The sequence below is a fragment of the Vibrio sp. B1FLJ16 genome (genome assembly GCF_905175385.1).
Taxonomy (GTDB): Bacteria; Pseudomonadota; Gammaproteobacteria; order Enterobacterales; family Vibrionaceae; genus Vibrio.
The window spans coordinates 2,626,705-2,651,706 of the sequence record NZ_HG992749.1 but is presented as its reverse complement, the minus strand read 5'-3'; the positions used below and the strand labels follow the sequence as shown (position 1 = coordinate 2,651,706).

General features: G+C 46.1%; 28 protein-coding genes and 1 pseudogene. 11 read left to right on the top strand and 18 right to left on the bottom strand.

Annotated features, from left to right (window positions below; all coding sequences use genetic code 11):
- Positions 1-12: 12 nt before the first annotated feature.
- Entirely contained in the window at positions 13-1,278 is a 1,266-nt protein-coding gene (locus tag KHN79_RS12150; RefSeq protein ID WP_182010979.1) for a divalent metal cation transporter, read from the bottom strand.
- 391 nt (positions 1,279-1,669) lie between these two features.
- Between KHN79_RS12150 and rluA the strand changes: the two genes are divergently transcribed.
- Both rluA and KHN79_RS12140 read left to right on the top strand, forming a co-directional pair.
- Positions 1,670-2,422 (top strand): bifunctional tRNA pseudouridine(32) synthase/23S rRNA pseudouridine(746) synthase RluA, encoded by a 753-nt coding sequence (rluA, locus tag KHN79_RS12145; protein ID WP_182010981.1) that lies wholly within the window; start codon positions 1,670-1,672, stop codon positions 2,420-2,422.
- A 33-nt stretch (positions 2,423-2,455) separates the two neighbouring features.
- On the top strand, positions 2,456-3,418 hold the full coding sequence (locus KHN79_RS12140) for a D-2-hydroxyacid dehydrogenase (protein ID WP_182010983.1): 963 nt from the start codon (positions 2,456-2,458) through the stop codon (positions 3,416-3,418).
- 72 nt (positions 3,419-3,490) lie between these two features.
- Here the strand turns inward: KHN79_RS12140 and yjgA are convergent, their stop codons facing one another.
- Positions 3,491-4,018: a ribosome biogenesis factor YjgA gene (yjgA, locus tag KHN79_RS12135; protein ID WP_182010985.1), complete on the bottom strand. Its 528-nt coding sequence runs from the start codon at positions 4,016-4,018 to the stop codon at positions 3,491-3,493.
- 110 nt (positions 4,019-4,128) lie between these two features.
- On the opposite strand from yjgA, the gene pmbA reads away from it, so the two are divergent.
- Positions 4,129-5,472, top strand: coding sequence for a metalloprotease PmbA (gene pmbA / locus KHN79_RS12130; protein ID WP_182010987.1), 1,344 nt, complete (start codon positions 4,129-4,131; stop codon positions 5,470-5,472).
- Positions 5,473-5,557: 85 nt separating this feature from the next.
- Here pmbA and mgtE read toward each other — a convergent pair whose 3' ends face one another.
- The 11 genes and pseudogenes from mgtE to KHN79_RS12075 all read right to left on the bottom strand — a co-directional run bounded on the left by mgtE (position 5,558) and on the right by KHN79_RS12075 (position 14,472).
- On the bottom strand, positions 5,558-6,913 hold the full coding sequence (gene mgtE / locus KHN79_RS12125; RefSeq protein ID WP_182010989.1) for a magnesium transporter: 1,356 nt from the start codon (positions 6,911-6,913) through the stop codon (positions 5,558-5,560).
- 285 nt (positions 6,914-7,198) lie between these two features.
- Positions 7,199-7,474 (bottom strand): HPr family phosphocarrier protein, encoded by a 276-nt coding sequence (locus tag KHN79_RS12120; protein WP_182010991.1) that lies wholly within the window; start codon positions 7,472-7,474, stop codon positions 7,199-7,201.
- A 2-nt stretch (positions 7,475-7,476) separates the two neighbouring features.
- Positions 7,477-8,340, bottom strand: a complete 864-nt coding sequence (gene rapZ, locus KHN79_RS12115) for an RNase adapter RapZ (protein WP_182010993.1) — start codon at positions 8,338-8,340, stop codon at positions 7,477-7,479.
- A gap of 14 nt (positions 8,341-8,354) precedes the next feature.
- Positions 8,355-8,802 (bottom strand): annotated as a pseudogene (ptsN, locus tag KHN79_RS12110) (PTS IIA-like nitrogen regulatory protein PtsN).
- A gap of 2 nt (positions 8,803-8,804) precedes the next feature.
- The gene (gene hpf, locus KHN79_RS12105; RefSeq protein WP_182010997.1) at positions 8,805-9,092 is read right to left on the bottom strand and encodes a ribosome hibernation promoting factor; all 288 of its coding nucleotides are present in this window, start codon (positions 9,090-9,092) and stop codon (positions 8,805-8,807) included.
- Positions 9,093-9,115: 23 nt separating this feature from the next.
- The gene (locus tag KHN79_RS12100) at positions 9,116-10,603 is read right to left on the bottom strand and encodes an RNA polymerase factor sigma-54 (RefSeq protein WP_182010999.1); all 1,488 of its coding nucleotides are present in this window, start codon (positions 10,601-10,603) and stop codon (positions 9,116-9,118) included.
- 50 nt (positions 10,604-10,653) lie between these two features.
- Positions 10,654-11,379: an LPS export ABC transporter ATP-binding protein gene (lptB, locus tag KHN79_RS12095; RefSeq protein ID WP_182011001.1), complete on the bottom strand. Its 726-nt coding sequence runs from the start codon at positions 11,377-11,379 to the stop codon at positions 10,654-10,656.
- 1 nt (position 11,380) lies between these two features.
- Complete coding sequence (gene lptA, locus KHN79_RS12090) at positions 11,381-11,875, bottom strand: lipopolysaccharide transport periplasmic protein LptA (RefSeq protein WP_182011003.1); 495 nt, start codon at positions 11,873-11,875, stop codon at positions 11,381-11,383.
- A complete protein-coding gene (gene lptC, locus KHN79_RS12085) occupies positions 11,856-12,419 on the bottom strand; it encodes an LPS export ABC transporter periplasmic protein LptC (protein WP_182011005.1) in 564 nt (187 codons plus the stop codon). Before lptC ends, lptA begins: the two co-directional genes overlap by 20 nt.
- Positions 12,420-12,495: 76 nt before the next feature.
- The gene (gene kdsD / locus KHN79_RS12080; protein WP_182011007.1) at positions 12,496-13,467 is read right to left on the bottom strand and encodes an arabinose-5-phosphate isomerase KdsD; all 972 of its coding nucleotides are present in this window, start codon (positions 13,465-13,467) and stop codon (positions 12,496-12,498) included.
- Between the two features lie 39 nt (positions 13,468-13,506).
- Entirely contained in the window at positions 13,507-14,472 is a 966-nt protein-coding gene (locus tag KHN79_RS12075) for a calcium/sodium antiporter (protein WP_182011010.1), read from the bottom strand.
- Between the two features lie 383 nt (positions 14,473-14,855).
- On the opposite strand from KHN79_RS12075, the gene mlaF reads away from it, so the two are divergent.
- The 8 genes from mlaF to KHN79_RS12035 all read left to right on the top strand — a co-directional run bounded on the left by mlaF (position 14,856) and on the right by KHN79_RS12035 (position 20,298).
- Positions 14,856-15,659 carry a phospholipid ABC transporter ATP-binding protein MlaF gene (gene mlaF / locus KHN79_RS12070; protein ID WP_182011012.1) on the top strand — a complete coding sequence of 268 codons (804 nt, stop codon included), beginning with the start codon at positions 14,856-14,858 and terminating at the stop codon, positions 15,657-15,659.
- Positions 15,649-16,440: a lipid asymmetry maintenance ABC transporter permease subunit MlaE gene (gene mlaE, locus KHN79_RS12065; RefSeq protein ID WP_182011014.1), complete on the top strand. Its 792-nt coding sequence runs from the start codon at positions 15,649-15,651 to the stop codon at positions 16,438-16,440. The genes mlaF and mlaE overlap by 11 nt, the downstream gene beginning before the upstream one ends.
- 2 nt (positions 16,441-16,442) lie before the next feature.
- Positions 16,443-16,934, top strand: a complete 492-nt coding sequence (mlaD, locus tag KHN79_RS12060; RefSeq protein ID WP_182011016.1) for an outer membrane lipid asymmetry maintenance protein MlaD — start codon at positions 16,443-16,445, stop codon at positions 16,932-16,934.
- A gap of 2 nt (positions 16,935-16,936) precedes the next feature.
- Positions 16,937-17,575 carry a phospholipid-binding protein MlaC gene (locus KHN79_RS12055; RefSeq protein WP_182011019.1) on the top strand — a complete coding sequence of 213 codons (639 nt, stop codon included), beginning with the start codon at positions 16,937-16,939 and terminating at the stop codon, positions 17,573-17,575.
- On the top strand, positions 17,575-17,895 hold the full coding sequence (locus KHN79_RS12050) for a lipid asymmetry maintenance protein MlaB (protein ID WP_182011021.1): 321 nt from the start codon (positions 17,575-17,577) through the stop codon (positions 17,893-17,895). Before KHN79_RS12055 ends, KHN79_RS12050 begins: the two co-directional genes overlap by 1 nt.
- Positions 17,896-17,899: 4 nt before the next feature.
- The gene (gene ibaG / locus KHN79_RS12045; protein ID WP_182011023.1) at positions 17,900-18,154 is read left to right on the top strand and encodes a BolA family iron metabolism protein IbaG; all 255 of its coding nucleotides are present in this window, start codon (positions 17,900-17,902) and stop codon (positions 18,152-18,154) included.
- A gap of 9 nt (positions 18,155-18,163) precedes the next feature.
- Positions 18,164-19,429 carry a UDP-N-acetylglucosamine 1-carboxyvinyltransferase gene (gene murA / locus KHN79_RS12040; RefSeq protein ID WP_182011025.1) on the top strand — a complete coding sequence of 422 codons (1,266 nt, stop codon included), beginning with the start codon at positions 18,164-18,166 and terminating at the stop codon, positions 19,427-19,429.
- Positions 19,430-19,572: 143 nt separating this feature from the next.
- Complete coding sequence (locus tag KHN79_RS12035; RefSeq protein ID WP_182011026.1) at positions 19,573-20,298, top strand: 1-acylglycerol-3-phosphate O-acyltransferase; 726 nt, start codon at positions 19,573-19,575, stop codon at positions 20,296-20,298.
- A gap of 76 nt (positions 20,299-20,374) precedes the next feature.
- Here the strand turns inward: KHN79_RS12035 and KHN79_RS12030 are convergent, their stop codons facing one another.
- From KHN79_RS12030 to arcA, 5 genes are all read right to left on the bottom strand, one after another.
- Positions 20,375-20,764, bottom strand: coding sequence for a RidA family protein (locus tag KHN79_RS12030; RefSeq protein ID WP_182011027.1), 390 nt, complete (start codon positions 20,762-20,764; stop codon positions 20,375-20,377).
- A 130-nt stretch (positions 20,765-20,894) separates the two neighbouring features.
- Positions 20,895-21,356 (bottom strand): aspartate carbamoyltransferase regulatory subunit, encoded by a 462-nt coding sequence (gene pyrI / locus KHN79_RS12025; protein WP_182011028.1) that lies wholly within the window; start codon positions 21,354-21,356, stop codon positions 20,895-20,897.
- Positions 21,357-21,373: 17 nt separating this feature from the next.
- Positions 21,374-22,303: an aspartate carbamoyltransferase gene (gene pyrB / locus KHN79_RS12020; protein ID WP_182011029.1), complete on the bottom strand. Its 930-nt coding sequence runs from the start codon at positions 22,301-22,303 to the stop codon at positions 21,374-21,376.
- Between the two features lie 273 nt (positions 22,304-22,576).
- Complete coding sequence (locus KHN79_RS12015; protein ID WP_182011030.1) at positions 22,577-23,581, bottom strand: ornithine carbamoyltransferase; 1,005 nt, start codon at positions 23,579-23,581, stop codon at positions 22,577-22,579.
- Positions 23,582-23,732: 151 nt separating this feature from the next.
- Positions 23,733-24,956, bottom strand: coding sequence for an arginine deiminase (gene arcA, locus KHN79_RS12010; RefSeq protein ID WP_182011031.1), 1,224 nt, complete (start codon positions 24,954-24,956; stop codon positions 23,733-23,735).
- Between the last annotated feature and the right edge of the window lie 46 nt (positions 24,957-25,002).

Below are 25,002 nucleotides of genomic sequence, written 5' to 3'. Positions count from 1 at the left end.
ATCAGTAATGAATTACATTAGCCACTTCCACCAGATAAATACGGCCAGGAAGCCGAACAGGTAAATCAGGCCTGCAATCGATAGCCATTTCAGTTTGCGCCCGACTGCCAGTGGTTTTGGTAAGTCTGTTTTACTCACCAGTATGTAGTTCAGCAACGCGAAGAATGGCGTGGTCATGAAGGCCAGAATCATCGCAAAGTTCAGCATCGGCAATAACGCTGAAGCCCAGAAAATTACAATACCTAATGCCAGTAAAGAAACTGCCAGCATGATAGCCGAGGTTGCTTTTGGATTGGTATCCGGCTGTGAACGCAGCAGGCGCTGAGAGTCTGAAATGACACGTGAGTAACCATCAATAACCGTAATCGTACTACCGAAAATACAGAAGAACGCAATTACGGCAATCAGGTAACGGGACCATTCACCAATGGTTGAGGCGTACAAGCCAACAAGCTGGTGGGAGAAGCCCACACCAGAACTTTTCAGTTCGACACCAGAGCCGTGCAGCATCAGTGAGCCCAGAGACACGAAGACAATCGCCAGTATCGCGGTACCTATGTAGCCGACATTGAAATCAAACAGCGCAGAGCGGGGCGTCACTTCCTGTTCACTCGACTGACGTTTTAACCAGGCTGAGGTTAAACACGAAATTTCGATAGGAGCTGGCATCCAGCCCATGGTAACAACGATAAAGCCTATAGCCGCAATGGTCCAAGGTGAAGGTGGTTCGAAGTTCGCCACTTGTTCAACCGGATTACCGAATGCAATCGCCACGGCAAGCAGGGTGGCGATCGTCAGTACGGACATGATGACTTTAGACAGAGTATCTAGTGCTTTATAGTGACCTGCAAAAAGAATGATCAGGCAGGTTGCTATCACAATAATGCTCAGAGACGCCATCGATAATGAAAACGGAATGAAATAACCGAGCAGACTTGCGCTGAACATCAGTAGTGCGGCTGTATTAATCACTGCAGAAACCACGCTTAAAAACATAAATACCCACAGGTAAGGGCGTCCCAGTTTCGCGTAACCTTCTACCAGTGTTTTGCCAGTGCCCATGGTGTACTGCACGCCTGCCCGGAAGAATGGGTATTTAAAAAAGTTTACCAGCAGGATAAGCACCGCAAGCTGCCAGCCGTAGATAGCGCCAGCTTTAGTCGATGCAACAAGGTGAGAACCTCCGACCGCTGCTGAAGCCATAAGAATACCGGGGCCAAGCGAGCGAAATAGGGCGGATAGTTTGGATTGGGGTGGTGTGGATATGGCAGAATCCATGCTTCGTGTCCTTATTATTTTTTTATTCCCAAGTGATCTTGGGGGAGCACTTCACAGCATTATTTCGTAAGAACGGAGAAGTAATGATGCTTAGCGCAGTGGTAATGTTTTTAAAATGGTGTGTTTGAGCCTGATGTATTTATTTAATTTTTGTCTTATGTAGATACTTCAAGGAGATGAAGCATCAGGAATAGCAGGTCTTCTCTAGCACTCTATAAACTTATGGTTTAGCTTGTCAAACAAATTTCACATGCCGTTAACTTGTGCTTTTGGGGGATTAGTTGAGATTAACTTTGTTTCTGGTTTTTTAGTTTGTAAGTTCAAATAAAATGCGTTTTTTGTAAGGCCTCGCTATAATCGCGGCGTTTTTTATTTTTTAGAGATCCTGCCAATGGCCATGCTTGAATACACGCCTCCGACCGACCCCTGGATTGATATCGTTTTTGAGGATGAGCATATTTTGGCTGTAAACAAGCCATCAGGTTTGTTGTCCGTGCCGGGACGTCTTGCTGAGCATCACGACAGCATGTGGAGCCGCTTGCAAGAGCAATACCCTGATATTCAGGTGGTGCACCGTCTGGATATGTCCACTTCTGGTCTGATGGTATTGGCGAAGAACAAACACGCAGAAAGTGCGTTGAAGAAGCAGTTTCAGTTTAGGTTGACGCATAAGATCTACTATGCCCGTGTATGGGGACATATAGATCAGCAAGAAGGTGAAATTGATTTACCTTTAATCTGTGACTGGCCGAATCGTCCATTGCAGAAAGTCTGCTTTGAAGATGGCAAGCCATCGAAAACCCTGTTCCAGGTCGCTAAACTCGAGCTACATGAAAATGGTGCGAAGACGATGATTGTGCGTCTGTTACCAATTACCGGACGTTCTCATCAGCTACGGGTACATATGCAGGCGCTCGGTCACCCGATTGTCGGAGATGAGTTTTATGCCACAGATGAAGCAAAAGCGTTTTCAGACCGTCTGGAACTGCACGCTGCAGAGCTGAGCTTTTATCATCCGAAAAGTCATTGGTTACGCAGTATTTTTGTCCCTTGTGACTTCTATCCGGAAGCACAAGAGATGATCTTTGACTATTTCGACCCAGCGCGTAAATTACCAGATTATAAAACACTGCCACGTCCATAATTTTTCTTCTAAGGCAGTGAATAAGGAGCCTTTATGTCACTGCCTAAAGTGGTCTTTTTAGACCGAGCCACCATCCCTGCTCATATTCAGGTGCCAAGACCTGATTTCGCCCACGAGTGGGTTGAATACGATTTAACTTCTCCCGAGCAAGTTGTTGAGCGGCTGTCTGGCGCCGAGATTGTTATCAGTAATAAAGTCATTCTGGATTCGCAAGTTTTGGCTCAATTGCCTGAGCTGCGTATGGTCGCAGTAGCGGCAACCGGCTTTAATAACGTTGATGTGGATTACTGTGCCAATAACAATATCGCTGTGGCGAATGTACAGGGATACGCAACTCGCTCTGTCCCTGAGCATGTGATTGCGATGTTGTTTGCTTTGCGCCGCAACCTATTTGGTTATCATCAAGATATTGCCGCTGGGGAATGGCAGCGTAATAAGCAGTTCTGTTTTTTCACCCATTCTATTGGCGATATTGGCGGCAGCACGTTAGGTGTGATTGGCAGTGGTACGCTCGGCCAGGCAACCTCTCAACTGGCTAAAGCGTTGGGAATGAACGTACTGTTAGCGGAGAGAAAAGGCGCGACTGAGTGCCGACCGGGTTATGTTCCGTTTGAGGATGTGCTCAAGCAATCGGATGCGATTACCCTGCATTGCCCTTTAAGTGAGCATACGCGTGATCTTATTGGCGAAACTGAGCTTCGGATGATGAAGCCGACCGCTATCCTGATTAATACCGGACGTGGCGGTTTAGTTGATGAACAGGCAATAGTTGATGCGCTGAAAGCTGGTGAGATCTCTGCCGCGGGTTTTGATGTGTTTACCCAAGAGCCGGCAGACGAAAGTAATCCACTGATTGCCAACATGAGTATGCCTAACCTGCTGTTAACGCCGCATGTTGCGTGGGGCAGTGATTCTTCAATACAGGGACTGGCAGAAATCCTGATTGAAAATATTAATGCGTTTAAACGTGGCGAGCACGTTAACCGCTTAGTTTAAAGACAAGATCACAGAATAATAAAAAAGCAGACCGAGAGGTCTGCTTTTTGCCTAAGTCTTTGCGAAAAAGGATTAAATATCTTCTTCGCTCAGTGCCTTAAGAATCTGGAAAATTTCACGGTACGCTTTTGCCGGTTTTCCTGATTTTTTCTCTTTTGCTGCCTGACGGGCGAGTTGGCGCAGGCGCTGACGATCTGCGTCCGGATACTGTTCCACCACATCGTCAATTGCACTGTCACCTTCATCCACTACGCGTTCACGCAATACTTCAAGTTTGTGAAATGCAGCCGTTAGCTGAGAGTGCTTGTTACGAATTTTGTCCAGCGCCGCCTGGATTGGTTCTGGATCTTCATAACGCATCAATTTACCGATACGTTGCAACTGACGACGACGCGCCTCGTTTTTAAAGCGTTGTGCGTCAGCAATTGCTTCGCGCAGGTCTTCGCTCAATGGAAACTTTTCCAGAACAGAAGGCTTTAAGCCTACAAGTTCTTCACCCAGCTTTTGCAGCTCTTCCATGTCGCGCTTCATCTCGGATTTACTTACCCAGATGATCTCTTCTTCTGGTTCCCATGGCGCTTTTTGATTCTTACGTGCCATTTCAGTTACCTGTATTTGGATTAATATTATGACTATTTTAACAAGAATCGTGGGGAGAAAGCGAAATTCTTGTTATTCTATTATGCATTGAAGACAAGATGTGAAAGACAATGGATATTAAACAGCAGGTTGCAGAGCAACGTACCGAGCTAGAACAAGCCGTCGCAAGAGCTTTGAAGCTGGCGTCAGCGAAGTCTGATGCTGCAGAAGTCGCAATTACTAAAAGCACCGGATTGAGTGTATCTACCCGTATGGGAGATGTAGAAAATGTCGAATTCAACAGCGATGGAGCACTTGGTATTACCGTTTACCGTGGCCAGCGTAAGGGCAGTGCATCCACATCTGATTTGAGTGAGGCAGCGATTGAACAAACGGTGAGTGCTGCGCTGGATATCGCCAACTACACATCTGAAGACCCATTCGCAGGCCCTGCAGCGAAAGAGTACATGGTTGACTCGATCCCTGATTTGGACCTGTTCCACCCGGATTCTCCTGATCCTGATTACGCGGCTCAAATCGCTATTGCAGCAGAAAAAGAAGCGCTTAGCTACGACAGTGCCATCAAGCAAAGCGATGGTGCAAGCTACGACAGCCACTATGGTGTAAAAGTTTATGGTAACAGCCATGGCTTGTTAGCCAGTTATGCATCGAGTCGTCACAGCACCAGCTGTTGCGTTATTGGCGTGGGTAAGAATGGTGAGATGGAGCGTGATTACAGCTACACTGTAGCGCGTCATCGTGATGATCTCTGGACGCCTGAAACGGTAGGTCGCAAAGCTGCGGAAAACACCATTAATCGTCTGGATGCGCAGCGACTAAAAACGGGTCACTATCCGATCATGTTTGCTGCAGACGTTGCGACTGGCTTGATTGGTCATCTGGTGATGGCAATCAGTGGTGGTAACCTTTACCGTCAATCTTCTTTCCTTCTGGATCATCTTGGTAAACAAATTCTTCCGGAGTGGTTTAACATCACTGAGCGTCCTCATGTGTTGCGGGGCCTGGCATCAAGCCCGTTCGACAGCGAAGGCGTTTACACGCAAGATCGTGAAATTATTACTGACGGTGTATTAGCAAGTTACCTGCTAACTAGCTATGCAGCGCGTAAAATGAAAATGGAGCCAACCGGCCATGCTGGTGGAATTCATAACTGGTATATCAAATCGACTGGTCAGAACTTTGAGCAGATGCTGAAAGAGCTTGGTACGGGCTTATTGGTTACTGAAGTGATGGGGCAAGGCGTGAATGTGGTTACCGGTGATTACTCACGTGGCGCTGCCGGATTCTGGGTTGAAAATGGTGAAATTCAGTACCCTGTGTCTGAAATTACCATCGCAGGTAATTTAAAAGAGATGTTTAACAAAATCGTTGCCGTGGGCAGCGATGTGGAAACGCGTTCTCAGATTCAGACCGGCTCCATTTTACTCGATCAGATGAAAGTCGCGGGCGAATAATCGAATCAGTTTCAAATGCAAAAAAGCCTGATGATGACATCAGGCTTTTTTAATATTTGCGTTTTGTTATTCGCGTATGGTGACTTTAGATCATGATGGTCGCTAGTCCGAGGAATACCGACAGACCAATAACATCAGTTATGGTGGTTAAGGCCATACCTCCTGCCAGAGCGGGATCAATATTCATCTTTTTCAGTAGAATAGGAATACTTACCCCTGCAATCCCTGCAACTAACAGGTTAGTGAGCATGGCGGCAGAGATAATGCCACCAAGCATCCAGTTGCCTTTCCAGGCTACGACGATACCACCGATGATCAGCGCCCACATGATACCGTTGAGTAAACCGATCGCCGCTTCTTTCAATAGCAGTTCACGCTTGTTGGCATCACCGATATGACCTAGAGCAAGGCCACGAATGACCAGTGCTACTGTCTGGTTACCGGCAACCCCGCCCATTGAAGGAACGATTGTCATTAATACTGCTATTGCTGCCATCTGTTCGAGTGTGGCTTCAAACATGTTTGAGACAGATGCAGCTGCAAGTGCAGCAAGTACGTTCGCCCCAAGCCAGACACTACGTTTACGGGCAGATTTAAATACAGGAGCAAAGGTATCCTCATCGTCATCCATACCCGCCATACTCATCATTGAGTGTTCGGCATCTTCACGGATAACGTCGACCACGTCATCGATAGTAATACGACCTACCAAGTGTTGGTTTTCATCCACGACCGGAGCGGAGACCCAGTTGCGGCGTTCAAACAGGCTGGCAACATCAGAATCGCTGGTGTCTACCGTGATGGCCTCATCCGCATCTTCCATGATATCTATAATTTTTACGTCAGGTTGGGTAGTAATCAGCGTCGTAATTGGTAATTCACCAATCAGTTTACTTTCATCGTCAATCACATAAAGCGCATCGGTTGCTTCTGGTAGCTCACCTTTCATACGCAGGTAACGTAAAACTACGTCGACATCGACGTCACCACGAATCGTGATAACGTCGGTGTTCATCAATCCACCAGCGGTATCTTCGGGGTAGGACAGGGCGGTTTCGACACGCAGACGGTCCGCGGAATCCATCTGGGACAAGACTTCGCGTGAGAGGTCATCTGGCAAACTACGCAGTACGTAAGCAACGTCATCGGTATCCATGCCTTCTGTTGCTTCTGCAAGCGCTTCAGGAGCCATTTTGGATACGAGATTGTCTTTAACGTCTTCGTTTAGTTCGTCAAGAATCTCACCATAGTCTTCGGGGTCGGTAAGTTGCCAAAGCACGTCACGGCTTTTACGCGGAGCGGCTTCTAAAAGGTGTGCGATATCCTCAGGTTCCATGTCCTGAAGTTGACGGCGAACATGGACGAAGCGGCCATTTTCTAACGCTTCTGTGACTTCTTGGAGGGCTTGGTGAGCTTGGTCGAACTCTATTTGCTCTGCCATTCGTTCCTCCCAATTCCTGATATTTACAATGCGTTGAATAATAACTTAATTCTAGGCGCCTTTTAATAACAACTTGTGAAACTCATGAAATTATTTACTAAAGGAAAAGAGTTGAGTTAGCAGGTAGGGGACATCTGGCTGAATTAAGCAAGAAGTGTAGTGATAATTGCTTAAATTAACAGTAACTAACTTGGAGTATCGGCAATATTTGGTCGGGGTCTGATAGTGGTTTATTGGTATAAAGTAGCGGACAATTACATCTACAGGAGCAAAAAAGCGAGTAAATCACTCGCTTTCATCAAACTTATCTTCAATGAGCAGACAAACCGCATCAAGTGCTTGTTCAGCCTGGTCACCGGTTGCATGAATCGTGACGTATTGACCCTGAGCCGACTCAAGCATAAGTAATCCCATCACACTGTCGGCGGTGGCGGTTTTATCTTCTTCATTATCTATAGTGACGATAGCTTCAAAGCTTTGTGCCAGTTCTACTAGCTTTACAGCGGCACGTGCGTGCAGACCGAGGCGATTTTGGATCAATACTTTACGACTTAGCTCCACGGTTACTCCTTGGCATTCTTTTCTAATGAGGTGTGACGGATCTGCACCTGATGCCCCTTCGCAGCAAAGTACTCACCGATTTTTTGAGTCAGGTAGACAGAGCGGTGTTTACCGCCAGTACAGCCGATAGCAACCGTGAGGTAGCTGCGGTTGTTTTTTTCGAGTAGCGGAAGCCAGTTCTCTATAAAACTTTCAATCTGATATTTTAGAGAGAGTACGGATTCGTGTTGCTCCAGAAACGCAGCGATTGGTGCATCTAGCCCCGTTAGCGGGCGTAATCCGGGTTCCCAGTGCGGGTTAGGCAGGAATCGCACGTCAAATACGTAGTCGGCGTCGGATGGAAGCCCGTATTTGAAACCAAATGACTCAAACACCATTACCAGTCCCTTGCGATCACGTGCGTCAATTCGCATACGTACAGTCTCACTCAACTCATGAAGAGACTGTCCGCTGCTGTTCAGTATCAGATCCGCATGGACTTTGAGCGGTCTTAAGATTTCTTTTTCCCGCTCGATTGCCTGAGCAAGAGAAAGGGAATGGCTTCCTAGGGATAGCGGGTGGATACGACGTGTTTCACTGTAGCGCTTGAGTAGAGTCTCTTTATCCGCATCTAAAAATAGCATGGTGACGTCGAGCTCTTGTTTGAGCTTTTCCAACGTCCCGGTTAGTTCTTTCAGCTTTTTCGGAATATTACGGATATCGATGCTAACGGCAACATTCTGTTCGCTGTCAGCAACAGACTGAACAAATGCATCGAGTAAGTTGACTGGCAGGTTATCAACACAGTAATAACCTAAATCTTCCAGCACACGAAGTGCCACACTCTTTCCGGCACCAGAATGCCCGCTAACAACGATTAGTCGCATGGTGGTCATCCTGCTTATTGGTGAATCATGATGTCGTAGAGTTCTTGATCACTTTGAGCACTGCGAAGCATTTTCAGTACTTGTTTGTCGCTCAGGCGCTCTGCCATAGAGGCTAGTGTTTTGAGGTGCTCTTTGCATTGTTCTTCAGGAACAAGAAGAGCGAAGAGTAGGTCGACTGGACGGTTATCAATCGCATCAAATTCAATTGCTTCGTCGCATTGAAGAAGCACTGCGACCGCTTTATCGCTTGACTGCATTCTTGCGTGTGGAATGGCAATACCGTTACCGATACCGGTACTGCCCATTTTTTCCCTGTTGAGCATGCATTCGAACAGCTCAGTAGAATCTTGACCCGTGTGATCGGCGACGATTCGGCTGATCATTTCAAGGGCTCTTTTTTTTACTTGTGCAGTGAACTGCACTTTTCGTGCAGTCCAAAGACAGTATTTCGCTAAGTTGCATGATTAATGACTGTTTAGTTTTTCTTTGTGCTTGTTAAGTTGACGAACCAGTTTATCTACCAGCGAGTCGATCGCTGCATACATATTCTCGTCATCTGATGACGCATGGATTTCGCCCTGATTTACGTGGAGCGTAGCTTCCGCGATCTGAGTTAATTTTTCAACTTTTAGTACAACGTGGATCTGATTTATATGGTCGAAGAATCTTTCGAGCTTCTGAAACTTAGTTTGAACATAGTCTTGCATTGAATCGGTAAGATCAACGTGATGGCCTTGAATATTGATTTGCATAGACTTTCCTTTTCAGTTAGTGCCTAAAGTAGGCGTTTTCGCTGACTTGAAGGGGCGATACCCAAGGATTCTCGATATTTTGCTATCGTACGTCTTGCTACCTGAATCCCCTGGTCAGCCAGAAGAGCAGCAATCTTACTGTCACTAAGTGGCTTAGCCGTGTTCTCTGCAGCGACTAATTTCTTAATGAGTGCGCGAATTGCTGTTGACGAACATTCTCCGCCATTATCTGTACTAACATGGCTGGAGAAGAAGTACTTCAATTCAAAAATACCACGTGGTGTATGCATGAACTTTTGCGTTGTAACACGAGAAATTGTGGATTCGTGCATATCGACCGCCAAGGCTACGTCATTTAAAACCATTGGCTTCATGGCTTCTTCACCATACTCGAAGAAATCTTGCTGATGTTCAACAATACATCTTGCAACTTTGAGTAACGTCTCGTTTCTGCTTTCTAAGCTCTTAATTAACCACTTTGCTTCTTGCAAATTACTGCGGATGTACTGGCTATCGGCACTATTACCTTTACCGAGTTGCGCATACTGTTGATTAACTTTTAATTTTGGAATGCTGTCCGGATTGATAGAAACTGTCCATTTACCGTTGTCTTTGAATACAGACACGTCTGGAATTACATATTCGGTGTCATCAGGAGTGATGCGGCTGCCCGGGCGAGGATCGAGCTGCTGAATAAGTTTCAGTACCTCGCGTAAATCGGCTTCTTTTAACTTGGTTTCTTTGATAACCAGTTTGTAGTCGCGATTGCCCAGTTGATCGATGTGATTGGCTAGGATCATTCTGGCTTCTGCAAGCCACGGCGTATCTTCCGGGAAGGTGGCTAACTGCAGAAGTAAGCACTCTTGCAGATTTCGTGATGCCACACCAAGCGGATCAAACTGCTGAATACGTTTGCGGACTGCTTCTACTTCATCAAGTTCAACATCTTCATTATTGAAGCTTTCATGAATTTCTTCAGGAGAGAGGGTTAAATATCCGTACTCATCAATTGCATCGATGATAGCCAAGGCAATGGTCCGGTCTGTTTCACTGAATGGCGTTAAATCCAGTTGCCATAACAGGTAATCGTACAGTGATTCAGTGGTTTCACCCTGATACACAGGCATGTCATCATCTAAAGCTAAGCCTGTACTACCAGTATTAGCGCTGTAGACATCATCCCATGTGGTGTCTATTTCAAGTTCTGAGCTGATTTCTGATTTTTCAATGATATCAGAACTATCTGGAAGGTCGCTTTCTGATGGTTCGTTTGCACTGTTATTGTCATCAGATCGGTTGTTGTCTGTTGCATGCAATTCTGATTTATCTTCACCGTTAACTAGAGGCTCTTCTTGGCCGTCTTCAACTTCCAATAGTGGGTTTGAATCCAATGCTTCCTGAATTTCTTGTTGAAGATCGAGGGTCGACAACTGCAATAAACGAATCGCTTGTTGCAGCTGAGGTGTCATGGCTAACTGCTGACCTAGCTTAAGTTGTAATGAAGGTTTCATTCAGTGTTACTTACCTTGTAATGCTCAGAATCTTACCGTTCCTAATATAATCATAGACGGAATTGTTCGCCGAGATAAACTTGTTTCACCTGTTCATTGTTGAGAACTTCATCCGGAGTTCCCGATGCAATGAGGTGTCCTTGACTTACGATATATGCTTTTTCACAGACGTCCAGTGTTTCCCGTACGTTGTGATCGGTGATCAGTACGCCCAGACCTCGATCACGCAGATGTTCAATAATTTTTTTGATGTCACCGACAGAAATTGGGTCAACGCCGGCAAAAGGCTCATCCAGTAATATGAACTGTGGATTGGCTGCTAATGCTCTAGCAATTTCTACCCTGCGGCGTTCCCCCCCCGATAGTGCCATGCCTGCGCTGGATCTTATGTGCTGTATGTGGAATTCTTCCAACAAATCTTCCAGCTTATCCTGCCGTTCTTCTCGGGTCATTTCCTCACGCGTCTGCAAAACTGCCATGATGTTGTCTTCAACAGACAATTTACGGAAGATCGAGGCTTCCTGTGGGAGATAGCCGATGCCAAGGCGTGATCGACTGTGCATCGGCAGGATGCTGATGTCTTTGTCATCAATAGTGATGACGCCTTCGTCTCTTGGTACCAGGCCGACAATCATGTAAAAAGATGTCGTTTTACCTGCACCGTTTGGACCAAGTAATCCTACTATCTGTCCCGATTCTACTTCCAGACTAACATCAGTTACGACCTTGCGTTTTTTATAGCTTTTCGCCAGGTTTTTTGCGCTTAATACCGCCATACTATTTCTCTAACTGATTCGGTTGCAAAATGGTTGTCACACGCTCATTTTTAGAGCTGTCCGCAACCAGTTTCTGTTGACCAATCTGGTAGCGGATAGTTGAGCCTTTTATAGTGTTACCTTCCTGAGCTAGCTGGGCCTGACCTTTCATGGTCAGCTCATCGGTAGAGATGCTGTAATCCAGCTCTGTTGCCTGAGCGCTTATCGTTTTACCGTCGTCCATCAGCTGCGAGAATTTTGCTGGTTTACCAAATGCCTGTATCTTATTTATCGTTTCTGTTTTTGGATCGCGGGTTACCACGATTTTATCCGCATCAATATTGATGCTGCCTTGCTTAAGAGATACGTCGCCATCAAAAATAACCTGGTTACTCTTCATATCCACTTGTTGGGTATCCGAGTTAATGTAAACCGGCTGTTGAGTATCCGACTTAAGTGCCAGCGCTTGAGGCGCCGCCAGAATCAATGCCAGTAGGCTAAGGTGTAACGGTTTCATATCGACCTTGAACTTTATCTGTCAGAGTCGCGGTATGCTGTTTTAAGTTGCCTTTCATCGCGCCTCCGGTAGTTTCAAATTGTGCCCCAACCAACATGACCTGTTGATCGGCTTTAAAATCACGATTGGTTAAATCAATGACCAGCTTATCTGTTGCCATAGTGTCAAAGCTTGCTTCAGGTAATAAATTCTGCATTAACACCTTATCATACAACGTTAGCGTTTGGTCTTTATCTAACACGGCTCTTGTTGCTGTTACCTTCCACTCTACGACGCTACCTTCACGGTAAATCATCAATGTCGGGTTGTTAAAAATTGTTGCCCCGCTCTTAGCATAATGATCTAAGTTGTCAGAGCGGATGATGTAACTGCGGACACCATCCTCACCATAGGTGATGTTTTCCAGTCCAGTACCACTGAACATGGGCAGTTCCGTATTTGGTGCTACTTGAATCGTATCTGCGTCTTTAGGTGTTACTAGATAATAAGCACACCATGCGATGATGATAACCAAGAGCAAATAAATAAGGCGAGTAAAACTCATATAATGAAGGCCTATTGTTTAGCTCAGTACGTCCCTGACTATTGCCTTAATCTGCGATTAAATATTGGTGATGATATTACATCACACCAGCTTTTAGTAAATCATGCATGTTGAGTGCGCCAACAACTTTGCCATTTTTGCACAGAATCAATGCGTTGATATTTTTGCTTTGCATAAGGTTTAAACCTTCTACAGCAAGCATGTCCGGCTGGGCAACGGTCGGGCTCTTGGTCATCACTTCGCCGATGGCGGTAGAATGGATATCGATGCGTTTGTCTAACGTGCGGCGTAAATCACCATCCGTAAATATACCAAGCATAGCATCGTGTTCATCGACGATAGCGGTCATCCCCAGTCCTTTTTCCGAAATCTCCAGTAGCGCATCTCGTATAAGTGCGTCGGGAGAGACTTTCGGCAAAGCACTGCCAAAGTGCATGATATCAGACAACTTAAGCAGCAGTTTTCTCCCTAATGCACCACCAGGGTGTGACAGCGCAAAATCTTCTGCAGAAAAACCACGAGCCTGGAGCAACGCGACTGCCAGGGCATCACCCATAACTAAAGTAGCGGTGGTGCTGCTGGTTGGCGCTAAACCAAGCGGGCATGCTTCGTGAGGTACCGTGATTTGCAGGTGCAAATCCGATAACTGTGCCATGCTGGAATCTGGTTTGCCCGTCATACTGATTATTTTGATGTTCAGACGTTTTAGTACTGGAAACAGAGAAAGGATCTCATGGGATTCGCCAGAGTTAGAAATGGCAATCACAATGTCCCCTGCGCTTATCATCCCCAGGTCACCGTGAGCCGCTTCTCCGGGGTGAACAAAAAATGCAGAGGTTCCGGTACTTGCCAGAGTAGCGGCAATTTTATTACCAATATGGCCTGATTTACCCATGCCCATAACGACAACTTTCCCGTTATTGGAAAGTATCAATTCACAAGCTTGTTCAAATTGATCGTCAAAATACTTATCCAGCTCTTGAAGAGCGGCAACTTCAATATCAAGCACTTGCTTAGCAGCCGCGCGAAAATCAAATTGATTGGACATATCAGTGCTCCAATGAGTCTTTATTTATAATTAATGTGATTAGGCGGACATATTCGAGAACAAGTAAACTTGGTAGCCGATAAAGCAGATAAACAGAATTATCCCTTCCAGGCGATTTACACTGCGAGATTTGCCTAAACACATTACGACCAGCAGTAGCGATACAGCTAGCATGACCCAGAAATCACGACCCATTGCATACTCGCTGAGCACTGACGGGTTGATGATGCCGGGAATGCCCATTACGGCGAGTATATTGAATACGTTGGAGCCGATAATGTTACCGACGGCCATGTCATCTTCACCTTTCAGTACACCTGCAAGAGAAGCGGCAAGTTCTGGCAGACTGGTGCCAATAGCGATGATAGTCAGGCCGATCACGAGATCGCTCATTCCGAAATGTTTGGCAATGATAACGGCATTATCAACCAGAATGTTTGCAGCCAAAGGTAGCAGTATCAAGCCGAGGCCAACCCACATACCTGCTTTTGCGTTGCTCACGCCTTCTGGGATTTCAGACTCTTGTTCATCAAGAAAAGCATCGCCAGACTGCTGCTCTTTGCGGCTGATTTGCAACATCGCAAATAAAAATAAGCCGAACAAAACAAACAATAAGATACCTTCGTAAAAGCCAAGGTGATTGTTCCATAGCAGAGCACCAGCAAGCAGAGTAACGGCGATCATCAGCGGCAGTTCACGACGAATGACGCCAGAGCTGATTGAAAGTGGTTTAATTATCGCGGTGATACCTAAAATCAGCGCAATGTTAGCGATATTTGAGCCCAGCACATTACCGACAGCGGTGTCGGTCTTTCCGTCCCATGCTGCGGTAGCAGAAACCATCATCTCGGGCGCAGATGAGCCCATAGCCAGGATAGTCATACCAATTACGAGAGGTGAAATGCCAACGTTGCGTGCGATAGCAGCAGAACCAAAAACAAGTTTATCTGCACTCCAGACGAGTAAAACAAGACCGACGATAAGCAACGCTACGGCTTCGAGCATGATAATTCCTAACTATTAAATAAGAGAAATGAATAACCGCTAATTTTGACCTTTTGCAGCGGAAAATGGAAGATAAACAACAAATAAATTAAAGGTAAGTAACGAAATTGTGTTTAGCGAACATTACAGTTTAAGTGCTGATTCTGGATTAAGATTTAAATGTTGTGGCGGTCTACAGCTATCGTTTAACAAGAATCGATTGAATTTGGTCGGGTTTATTTAATCGAACAGTGCTTTAAATTCGCCGCTAATGTGCTTATGATTGCATCCTTAATTGATGAACCGAAATCGCATTTACACGTAATAGTGTGGAAGTATTTGAGTATGAATCGGCCTGATGAAACTGTGAGCGCTTTTAATGCTCCGACAATTAAAGAGATAATATGTCGAACAACGATTTAGTCACCGTGAACAATCTCTCTTTTTCGCGCGGGAATCGCAAGATCTTTGATGGTATCGATCTGCATGTTCCTGAAGGCAAAGTGACCGCAATTATGGGGCCGTCTGGTATCGGTAAAACCACGCTGTTACGCCTGATTGGCGGTCAGTTGTATCCCGAACAAGGGGAGATCTGGTTTGACGGAGACAACATTCCAAGTCTTTCGCGGAAAAAGCTTTACCATGCCCGTAAGAAAATGAGCATGCTATTCCAGTCCGGTGCGCTGTTCACAGACTTAAATGTCTTTGATAACGTCGCCTTTCCGTTACGCGAACACACGGAACTCTCGGAAGATCTGATTCGAACCATGGTGTTGCTCAAGCTCGAAGCGGTTGGTTTACGTGGTGCTGCCGAGCTTATGCCGAGTGAACTGTCAGGTGGTATGGCTCGACGCGCAGCACTGGCACGGGCAATTGCGCTAGACCCGGATTTGATCATGTACGACGAACCGTTTGTCGGACAAGATCCGATCACGATGGGGGTCCTAGTTGAGCTTATTAGTAACTTAAATCAGGCGCTTGGTTTAACGTCCATTGTCGTTTCTCACGATGTTCCGGAAGTAATGAGTATTGCAGACTGGGTTTACTTACTGGCAGATGGCAAGATCATCGCTTTTGGGACGCCTGAGGAGTTGAGACAGAACCAGGATCCTAGAGTGCAGCAGTTTTTACAGGGCGATGCCGATGGCCCGGTGCCTTTCAGTTACCCTTCGCAAAGTATCGAAAAGGATTTATTTGATGGTCGATAGCTTTATTCAGTTTGTCGCTTCGTTAGGAAAGCGCACATTGGCCATCTGTGAAGCTTTTGGCCGTGCAACGTTGATGCTGTTGGGCGCATTGTTCGCCAAACCTAAACCGAGCAAAAGTTTCCCTTTGCTGATTAAGCAGCTCTATTCCGTTGGTGTTCAGTCTCTTGCGATCATCGTCGTTTCCGGCTTATTTATCGGTATGGTATTGAGCCTGCAAGGTTATGTAGTGCTGGTGGATTACGGTGCCGAGGGCAGTCTGGGACAGATGGTGGCACTTTCGTTGCTCCGTGAGCTTGGCCCTGTTGTTACCGCGTTGCTGTTTGCCGGACGTGCAGGATCTGCTTTGACTGCAGAAATTGGTCTGATGAAAGCGACCGAGCAACTATCCAGCCTGGAAATGATGGCGGTTGATCCTTTGAAGCGAGTTATTGCGCCGCGCTTTTGGGCGGGGGCGATCTCGATGCCTTTACTGGCTATGATTTTCATGGCGGTAGGGATCTGGGGAGCTCAGCTTGTCGGGGTCGACTGGAAAGGGGTTGATCACGGCAGTTTCTGGTCTGCGATGCAATCCTCTGTGGAATTAGGTCAGGACATCGGCAACAGTATGATCAAATGCTTTGTGTTTGCGATTACTGTTACCTGGATTGCCTTGTTTAACGGCTATGACGCTATACCTACCTCGGAAGGGATCAGCCGGGCAACTACACGCACTGTGGTGCATTCTTCTTTAGCAGTACTGGGGCTAGACTTTGTACTGACAGCATTGATGTTTGGGAACTAATCATGCAACAAACACGTAAAACAGAATTATGGGTTGGCAGCTTTGTATTGGCGGGAATTTGCGCAATTCTTGTAATGATTTTTCAAGTCGCTGACGTAAAGAGTATGGGCTCTGGTAATACTTACACCCTTAACGCCAAGTTCGACAATATTGGCAGCTTGAAAGTGCGCTCACCTGTTAAAGTGGGTGGCGTCGTTATCGGTCGCGTAAGTAAAATCACTCTCAACCCTGAAAGCCTATTACCGGAAGTGAGCTTAGCTATCAACAGCGAGTACAACCAGTTTCCGGATACATCGAGTGTTCAGATTCTTACCTCAGGGTTGATTGGAGAGCAATATATCGGTTTTGTGCCTGGCTTCGTATTTGATGACGAAGTGATGCTGGAAGACGGCGATACCATCGAAGATACAAAATCTGCATTAGTACTTGAAGACCTGATAGGTCAGGTACTTTACAGTGTTGGTGGTGGCTCAGATAACTCAAGTAAGGAATAACGATGCTTTCTAGATTACTACTTTCGGTTTGTGCTGTATTTACAGCATTCGGTTTGAACGCGGCAGAAGTGGATAAAACTCAGCCTTATCAGATGATGAGGCAGGTTGCAGAGGTAACGTTTGACCGCTTGAAGAACGAGCAGCCAAAAATTCAGCAAGATCCGAACCTGCTAAAGGTTGTTGTTGAAGAAGAGCTGATGCCTTACGTCAACTACCGATATGCGGCCCTGAAACTATTAGGTCCGAATCTGAAAGGGACAAAACGTGAAGATGTACTCGAGTTTATCGATGCTTTCAGAGGTTACCTAGTTGCGTCTTACGCTCAGGTTCTGACCCAGTACAATGACCAGAAAATAGAGTTCGGTCCCGAACCTAAACTGGATCCGTCGGATCGTATTGCAAGTGTCAAAGTCGATATTATTGATACGCCGCGTCCGAATATCAAACTTGAGTTCAAACTGCGCAAAGATAACAAAACAGATGAGTGGGAAGCGTTCGATATGATTGCTGAAGGCATTAGTCTCTTATCAAGCAAGCAGTCTGAATGGAATACCAAGATCCGCCAGGAAGGTGTGGTGTCAGTAGCAAAAGATCTTGAAAAACTGGCGGCTGAACCGATTCGCTTTGAGGCGAAAAAGTAATGGGACAGTCTGCTTCTCAGTGGAATATGACCGCGGATAGTCTGAAGCTTTCAGGAGCTTTAGACAGAGATTCCGTTCCTTCGTTATGGGATAAAGCGAAGAAATGGCAGCCTGCTCAGGGTGAATTTGAATGCTCCTTACAAGATGTAGAGCGGGTAGATTCGGCCGGGATGGTGATGTTAATTCACTTAATAGAGCATGCAAAAAAGCAAAACTGTCATATAATGCTCAGTTTCGTGCCAACGCAACTACGCACTTTGTTTCAACTAAGTAATGTTGAATCCTTAGTGAACAAGCACATACAGAATTATCAGGGGTAAAATTGTGGACAGCGCAAAAGTACAACAGTTATTAGAAGAGGCACTAAACCTTCAAGAAGTGCATGTAAAAGGTGAAGGTAGCCACTACGAAGTGGTTGCTGTTGATGCTTGCTTTGAGGGAATGAGCCGCGTCAAGAAGCAACAATTAATTTATGCTCCTCTGATGGAATACATCCAGCGTAACGACATTCACGCAGTATCTATTAAAGCGTTCACCCCTGCAGAGTGGGCTCGCGATAAGAAGCTGATGTCGCTTTAAGGTTTATTGATGGAAAAGTTTCGAGTTATTGGGTCTGATAAGCCATTAGTTGGTGAAGTGACCATTTCCGGTGCAAAAAACGCAGCACTGCCTATTTTATTTGCGTCTATCCTGGCTGAAGAGCCGGTAGAGGTGGCTAACGTGCCACACCTTCGTGATATTGATACCACCATGGAGCTGCTAAAGCGTTTAGGCGCAAAAGTCAGCCGAAATGGTTCTGTTCATGTGGATCCTGGTAGTATCAATGAATACTGTGCACCTTACGACTTAGTGAAAACCATGCGTGCTTCAATCTGGGCGCTTGGCCCATTAGTTGCGCGTTTCGGTCAAGGTCAGGTGTCGTTACCTGGGGGTTGTGCTATCGGTGCGCGTCCGGTTGATCTGCACATTACTGGTCTGGAGCAACTGGGTGCAACCATCACTTTAGAAGATGGTTACGTTAAAGCCGAAGTTGATGGTCGCCTGAAAGGCGCGCATATCGTAATGGATAAAGTAAGCGTAGGTGCGACTATTACCGTTATGTGTGCAGCAACTCTGGCTGAAGGCACAACAACGCTGGACAACGCAGCGCGTGAACCTGAGATTGTGGACACTGCTGACTTCCTTAATAAGTTAGGCGCAAAAATCTCTGGCGCTGGTACGGACACTATCACCATCGAAGGTGTTGAGCGCCTTGGTGGTGGTAAGCACAGTGTTGTTGCTGACCGCATCGAGACAGGTACATTCCTCGTTGCTGCTGCGGTATCCGGCGGTAAAGTGGTTTGTCGTAACACCAATGCTCACCTGCTTGAAGCGGTGTTATCGAAACTTGAAGAAGCTGGAGCGCTGGTAGAAACAGGCGATGATTGGATCTCTGTCGATATGACTGATCGTGAATTGAAAGCAGTTAATATTCGCACAGCTCCGCACCCGGGTTTTCCAACGGATATGCAGGCACAGTTTACTTTGCTGAACATGATGGCGAAAGGCAGTGGCGTAATTACAGAAACTATCTTTGAAAACCGCTTCATGCATGTACCAGAGCTGATGCGTATGGGGGCAAAAGCTGAAATCGAAGGTCATACTGTTATCTGTGGTGACGTAGATTCCTTAAGTGCTGCTCAAGTTATGGCGACAGACCTTCGTGCTTCTGCAAGCCTGGTTATTGCTGGCTGCATTGCGAAAGGTGAAACCATCGTTGATCGTATTTACCATATCGACCGTGGCTACGACAAAATTGAAAATAAATTGGCTGCACTGGGTGCAAATATTGAGCGCGTGCGCGCCTCAAGTTAAACTACACGCAGCTGATTTGGATATCAAAAGCCGAAACTCAGGTTTCGGCTTTTTTATATCAATCTCTTTCCTCGAGAAAATTGGCAAGGATTGAGAGAAACTAATAGTTGTATCTGGCAGAAGCCGGTTTCTGGAGAACAAGAATGATTGCACTGTTACGTGTATTTGCTATCGCGATATTCGCTATTGTGATGTTTATTGGTGGTTGTGGTTACTGCCTGTTAAGCCCTCGTAACCCTAAGCACGTTTTCACGTTTGGCCGCCTGTTTGCCAAGATGTCGAGAGTGTTTGGGATTAAGCTTGAACTGCGTCTTCCTGAAGATGCTTACTCTCGTGGTCAGCATGTTTACATCGCGAACCATCAAAACAATTGGGATCTGTTTACGGTATCTGCAGCAGTAACGCCAAAAGTCGTTACTGTTGGTAAGAAGAGCTTAGCGTGGATGCCACTATTTGGTCAGCTTTACTGGCTGACGGGTAATATTTTGATTGACCGTGCTAACCGTTCAAAGGCCAAGGGCACTATTGATCAAGTGGTCAGCAGCATGAAAGAGAGTGAAGTGTCGGTTTGGATGTTCCCGGAAGGTACGCGCTCCCGTGGTCGCGGTCTACTGCCATTTAAAACTGGCGCATTCCATGCGGCGATTGGTGCCGAAGTGCCGATTATCCCTATCGTTTGTAGCTCCACCGATAAACTCAAACTGAACCGCTGGAACAACGGACATGTGATTGTGGAAATGCTGCCACCAGTGAGTACAGAGGGTTACAGCAAAGAAAGCATTCGTGAGTTAGCAAACACCTGTCGTGAGCAAATGAAAGAGAAACTGCTTGCTCTGGATGAAGAAGTGAAACAGCGCAACGCTGCATAGTTTACCTTGTTGAAAAACAATAAAAATTGGGTAGCTCAGGCTACCCATTTTTTATGGAATCAATTTTATTAAGCAATCATTTACGAACGGCGATTGCTTCAATTTCGATACCTACATCTTTTGGTAGGCGAGCAACTTCAACACATGAACGAGCAGGGTAGTTAGCTACCTGGTGCTCATCGAAGAACTTACCGTACACTTCGTTTACAGTGCCGAAGTCGTTCAGGTCTTTAACGAAAACGGTCATTTTTACGATATCAGAAACGGTAAGGCCTGAAGACTCTACCACTGCTTTTACGTTGTCTAGAGACTGACGTGCTTGTTCTGCGATATCTGCAGATACTTCACCTGTCGCTGGGTTAACTGGGATTTGGCCTGAGGTTAGGACCATATTGCCTAGATCTACACCTTGAACATAAGGGCCGATTGCTGCTGGTGCAGACTCAGTGTGAAGTACTTTCGTCATTGTATTTGTTCCATCTGTTTTAGCGAATTAAGAGTCTCAGTGTGCCTCTAAAACCATGACAGGTAAAGTGCAAAATGCCCTGTAAATACAGGGCATTTGAAGTTATTCACTGTTTGAAAACAGCGGTTAATTAACGTTCAGTAACGATTTCTCTGGAGAACACTTTTTCGCAGTACTTACACTTCAGACGAATCTCTTCTTTCTTCTCGAAGACTTTAAAGCTGCTCTCTACAGGTTCATTGTGAGAGATGCAGTTGGTGTTCGGGCACTCAAATACATCGTTGATTTTCTCTGGTAGCTCCAGCGCAAGCTTCTTCACCACTTCGTAGTTCTCGATTTGGTTCACTGTCGCATGCGGTGCATACAAAGCCAGTTTGCTGGCCTGCTCTTCGTTGATGAAGACATTTTCTATTTTCAGCAGGTCTTTATGGCCGAGAGCTGAAGACGGTAAGTTGAGGCCGATGGTCACACGCTGAGATGAGTTGTGCATATCGAACAGCTTTAACACTTTTATACCGATTTGTGCCGGGATGTGGTCGATTACTGTACCGTTTTTGATTGCCTCTACCTGCAATTGAGTTTCTTTAACCATGTCTATTTTCTCCTCGATTACAGTGTTTCGTTCAGAACCAGTGCCAACAGCGCCTGACGTGCGTATACGCCGTTTTGCGCTTGCTGGAAATAGTAGGCATGCGGAGTTTTATCCACGTCCGTTGTGATTTCGTCCACGCGTGGAAGCGGGTGCAGTACTTTTAGGTTCTCGCGCGCATCTTCCAGCATAGCCGCTGTCAGGATGTACGCTGACTTAATATGTGCGTATTCGGACTCATCAAAACGCTCTTTCTGTACACGCGTCATATACAGAATATCCAGTTCAGGAATGACGGTTTCCATGTCGGTATGCAGGCTGTACTCGATTCCTGCCTCATCGAGCTCTTCACAGATATAATCTGGCATTGCCAGAGCTTCTGGGGCAACAAAGAAGAAGCGGATGTTATTGAACTTTGCCAGAGCTTGCGTTAGCGAGTGAACCGTACGGCCGTACTTTAGGTCACCGACAAATGCCACGTTCAGGTTGTCCAGGCGACCTTGTGTTTCTGAAATGGTGTACAGGTCAAGCAGTGTCTGAGTCGGGTGTTGGTTTGCGCCATCGCCTGCATTAATTACAGGTACGCCGTTCGAGAATTCTGACGCCAGACGTGCTGCTCCTTCCTGAGGGTGGCGCATCACAAAAGCATCGACATACGAAGAGATGACTTGTACCGAGTCAGAAAGCGTTTCGCCTTTCTTCGCCAGAGAAGTATTACCATCGTTATCAAAGCCAATGACATCACCGCCGATGCGCTGAATTGCCGTTTCAAATGACAAACGCGTACGTGTTGACGGTTCAAAGAAACAGCTCGCAACGACTTTATTTTTAATAAGTTCTGGTTGAGGTTCCTTTTTAAGGTTTCCTGCTGTTGCGACGATGAGTTCCAGTTCTTCTCGTGAAAGCTCTGGAATAGAGATGATGTGCTTCTGGTAAAGCGAGTTCGCCATGATCTTCTTCCCTATAACAGTGATGACCATCTCCAAAATTAACCTTGAGGAATTTTGGACATAAAAAAACCTCCCAAATAGGGAGGTTTAAAAATCGATAGAATTAACGAAAAAAATACCACGTAAGCGTAGTCGCTTAGTTAGAGCAAATCGCGTTTTTACGTCAGCAATCAGCGTGGTCATTTCGTAATCCTCAGACAAATTGCCGAGCATTATACGCTTAACTTTTGTCAGAGCAAGCGATTACCTCGTGATTTTTGCAACCAGAAGTCGCTAACTACCTAACGTTGCTACCATTACCGCCTTAATTGTGTGCATGCGGTTTTCAGCTTCATCAAATACAATCGAATACTCAGACTCAAATACGTCCTCAGTGACTTCCAGACCTTTCATTCCGTACTTCTCAGCGACTTCTTTGCCGACTGTAGTTTCGTCGTTATGAAAGGCTGGAAGGCAGTGCATGAACTTCACATTTGGATTACCGGTCTGGTTGATGACGTCCATGTTTATTTGATACGGAGTCATCACCGCTACACGCTCATCCCATGCATCGGCTGATTCACCCATCGATACCCAGACATCGGTGTATAAGAAGTCACAACCTTTAACGCCTTCCTCAACGCTTTCCGTACAAGTGATCCTTGCACCTGTTTGCTGGGCGATTTCCTGACAAGTCTCGATAAGGCTTTCTTCTGGCCAGAACGCTTTAGGGGCAACCAAACGAATATCCATGCCCATCTTGGCAGCGCCGACCATGAGAGAGTTACCCATGTTATTACGTGCATCGCCTAGGTACGCAAAGGTGATTTCATGTAATTGTTTGCCTCTAGCGTGTTCTTGCATGGTCAGGAAGTCCGCCAAGATTTGAGTAGGGTGGAACTCATCTGTCAGGCCATTCCAGACTGGAACGCCAGCGTGAGTCCCCAGCTCTTCTACGATTGCCTGACCAAAACCACGGTATTCAATACCATCATACATACGTCCGAGAACGCGGGCGGTATCTTTCATCGATTCTTTGTGACCAATTTGCGAGCCGGAGGGACCGATATAGGAAACTTGAGCGCCTTGGTCAAATGCCGCTACTTCAAACGCACATCGGGTTCGGGTAGAAGACTTTTCAAAGATGAGTGCGATATTTTTACCTTGGAGTCTCTTCTGCTCTGTTCCTGCATATTTTGCTTTTTTCAGCTCTGCAGACAGTTCGAGCAGGAATTGGATTTCTTTGGTTGAGAAATCCAGCAGCTTCAGAAAGTTGCGATTTCGTAAATTGAAAGCCATAGCTCGTCCCTTTGTACGTGTGATTGATTTTGAATCACTGCATTAAAACATATAAATGCTTTTATTGTGAATAATTATTTTAATGAGTTATTAAAAAAGGTTGATGCATTCACATCAACCTTAGTTTTTATTCACTGGATAGAGCCTGAGATCAGATATCGTCTCGCTCAATCGGACAGCTCATACAACGGGCACCACCACGACCACGACCAAGCTCGTTTCCAGGTACAGTTAATACCTGAATACCGGCTTTGTCGTATTTTTCGTTGGTGTATACGTTACGTTCATAACCTATGACCACACCCGGTTTTACGGTCAGTACGTTGTTTGCATCATTCCACTGCTCACGTTCTGCCTCATAGCTGTCACCACCTGTTGTGATGATTTTCAGTTCATCCAAGCCAAGTGCGGATTCAATCGCATGAAGGTAGTTGTGTGAGGCTTCAACATTCATTTCACCGTCAGTACCTTTAGGGGTCAGACGCCATGTATCCAGATCTTTACGCATGATTTCCGGGTATACCGAGAAGGTATCAACGTCCATGTGCGTCATCACCGTATCTAGGTGCATACATGAACGGTGCTTCGGCAGATCAATAGCGATCACTTCAGTTGCCTGGCCAGCTTTAAACAGGTTTGATGCCAGGTTCTCAACACCTTGAGGTGTCGTACGCTCAGACATACCAATCAGAACGGCGCCTTTACCGATAACCAGAACGTCACCACCTTCAACGTTGGCGTTATCGTAGTGCAGATCTTCATCACCAAAGTATTTAATGAAATCCTGACCGGCAAAAATCGGGTGCCAGCGATAAATTGCACGCAAGTGGTTGGTTTCACGCTGACGTGCAGGTTTCATCATCGGGTTCAGAGAAACACCGCCGTATACCCAGCATGATGTGTCGCGGGTAAACAGGTGATTCGGCAGCGGTTCAATAACGAAGTCTAACGGACGTCTCATCTTCGGTAGCATGGAGGACGATTTAATAGGTAGCTCAGAATAAGCCAAACCACCTAATAGTACCGATGCAAGGTGCTCATTATCCATCTCTGAGAAATACACGCGCAGATCACGAGCAAAGGTCGGCCCGTAACGGAAATCAGATATCTGCGTGTTCAGTAGCCACGTTTTTGCTTCCGGAACAGCCAGGGTTTCGACTAGTAAATCGTGAAGCAGGAGTACTTCTACGTCTTGGTCGCGCAGGGTACGAGCGAAAGCGTCGTGCTCTTCTCCTGCCGCTTCTACCGCAAGTACATCATCAAACAATAACTCATGACAGTTTGAAGGTGTTAGGTGGGTTAGGGCGCGCTCAGGGCGATTTAGTAGAACTCGTCTAAGTTGACCAACTTCTGATCCAACGTACAGCTTACTCATTTTGTATCCTTACAGATTTACCAGCCGCTATTTATGACAATCTTAT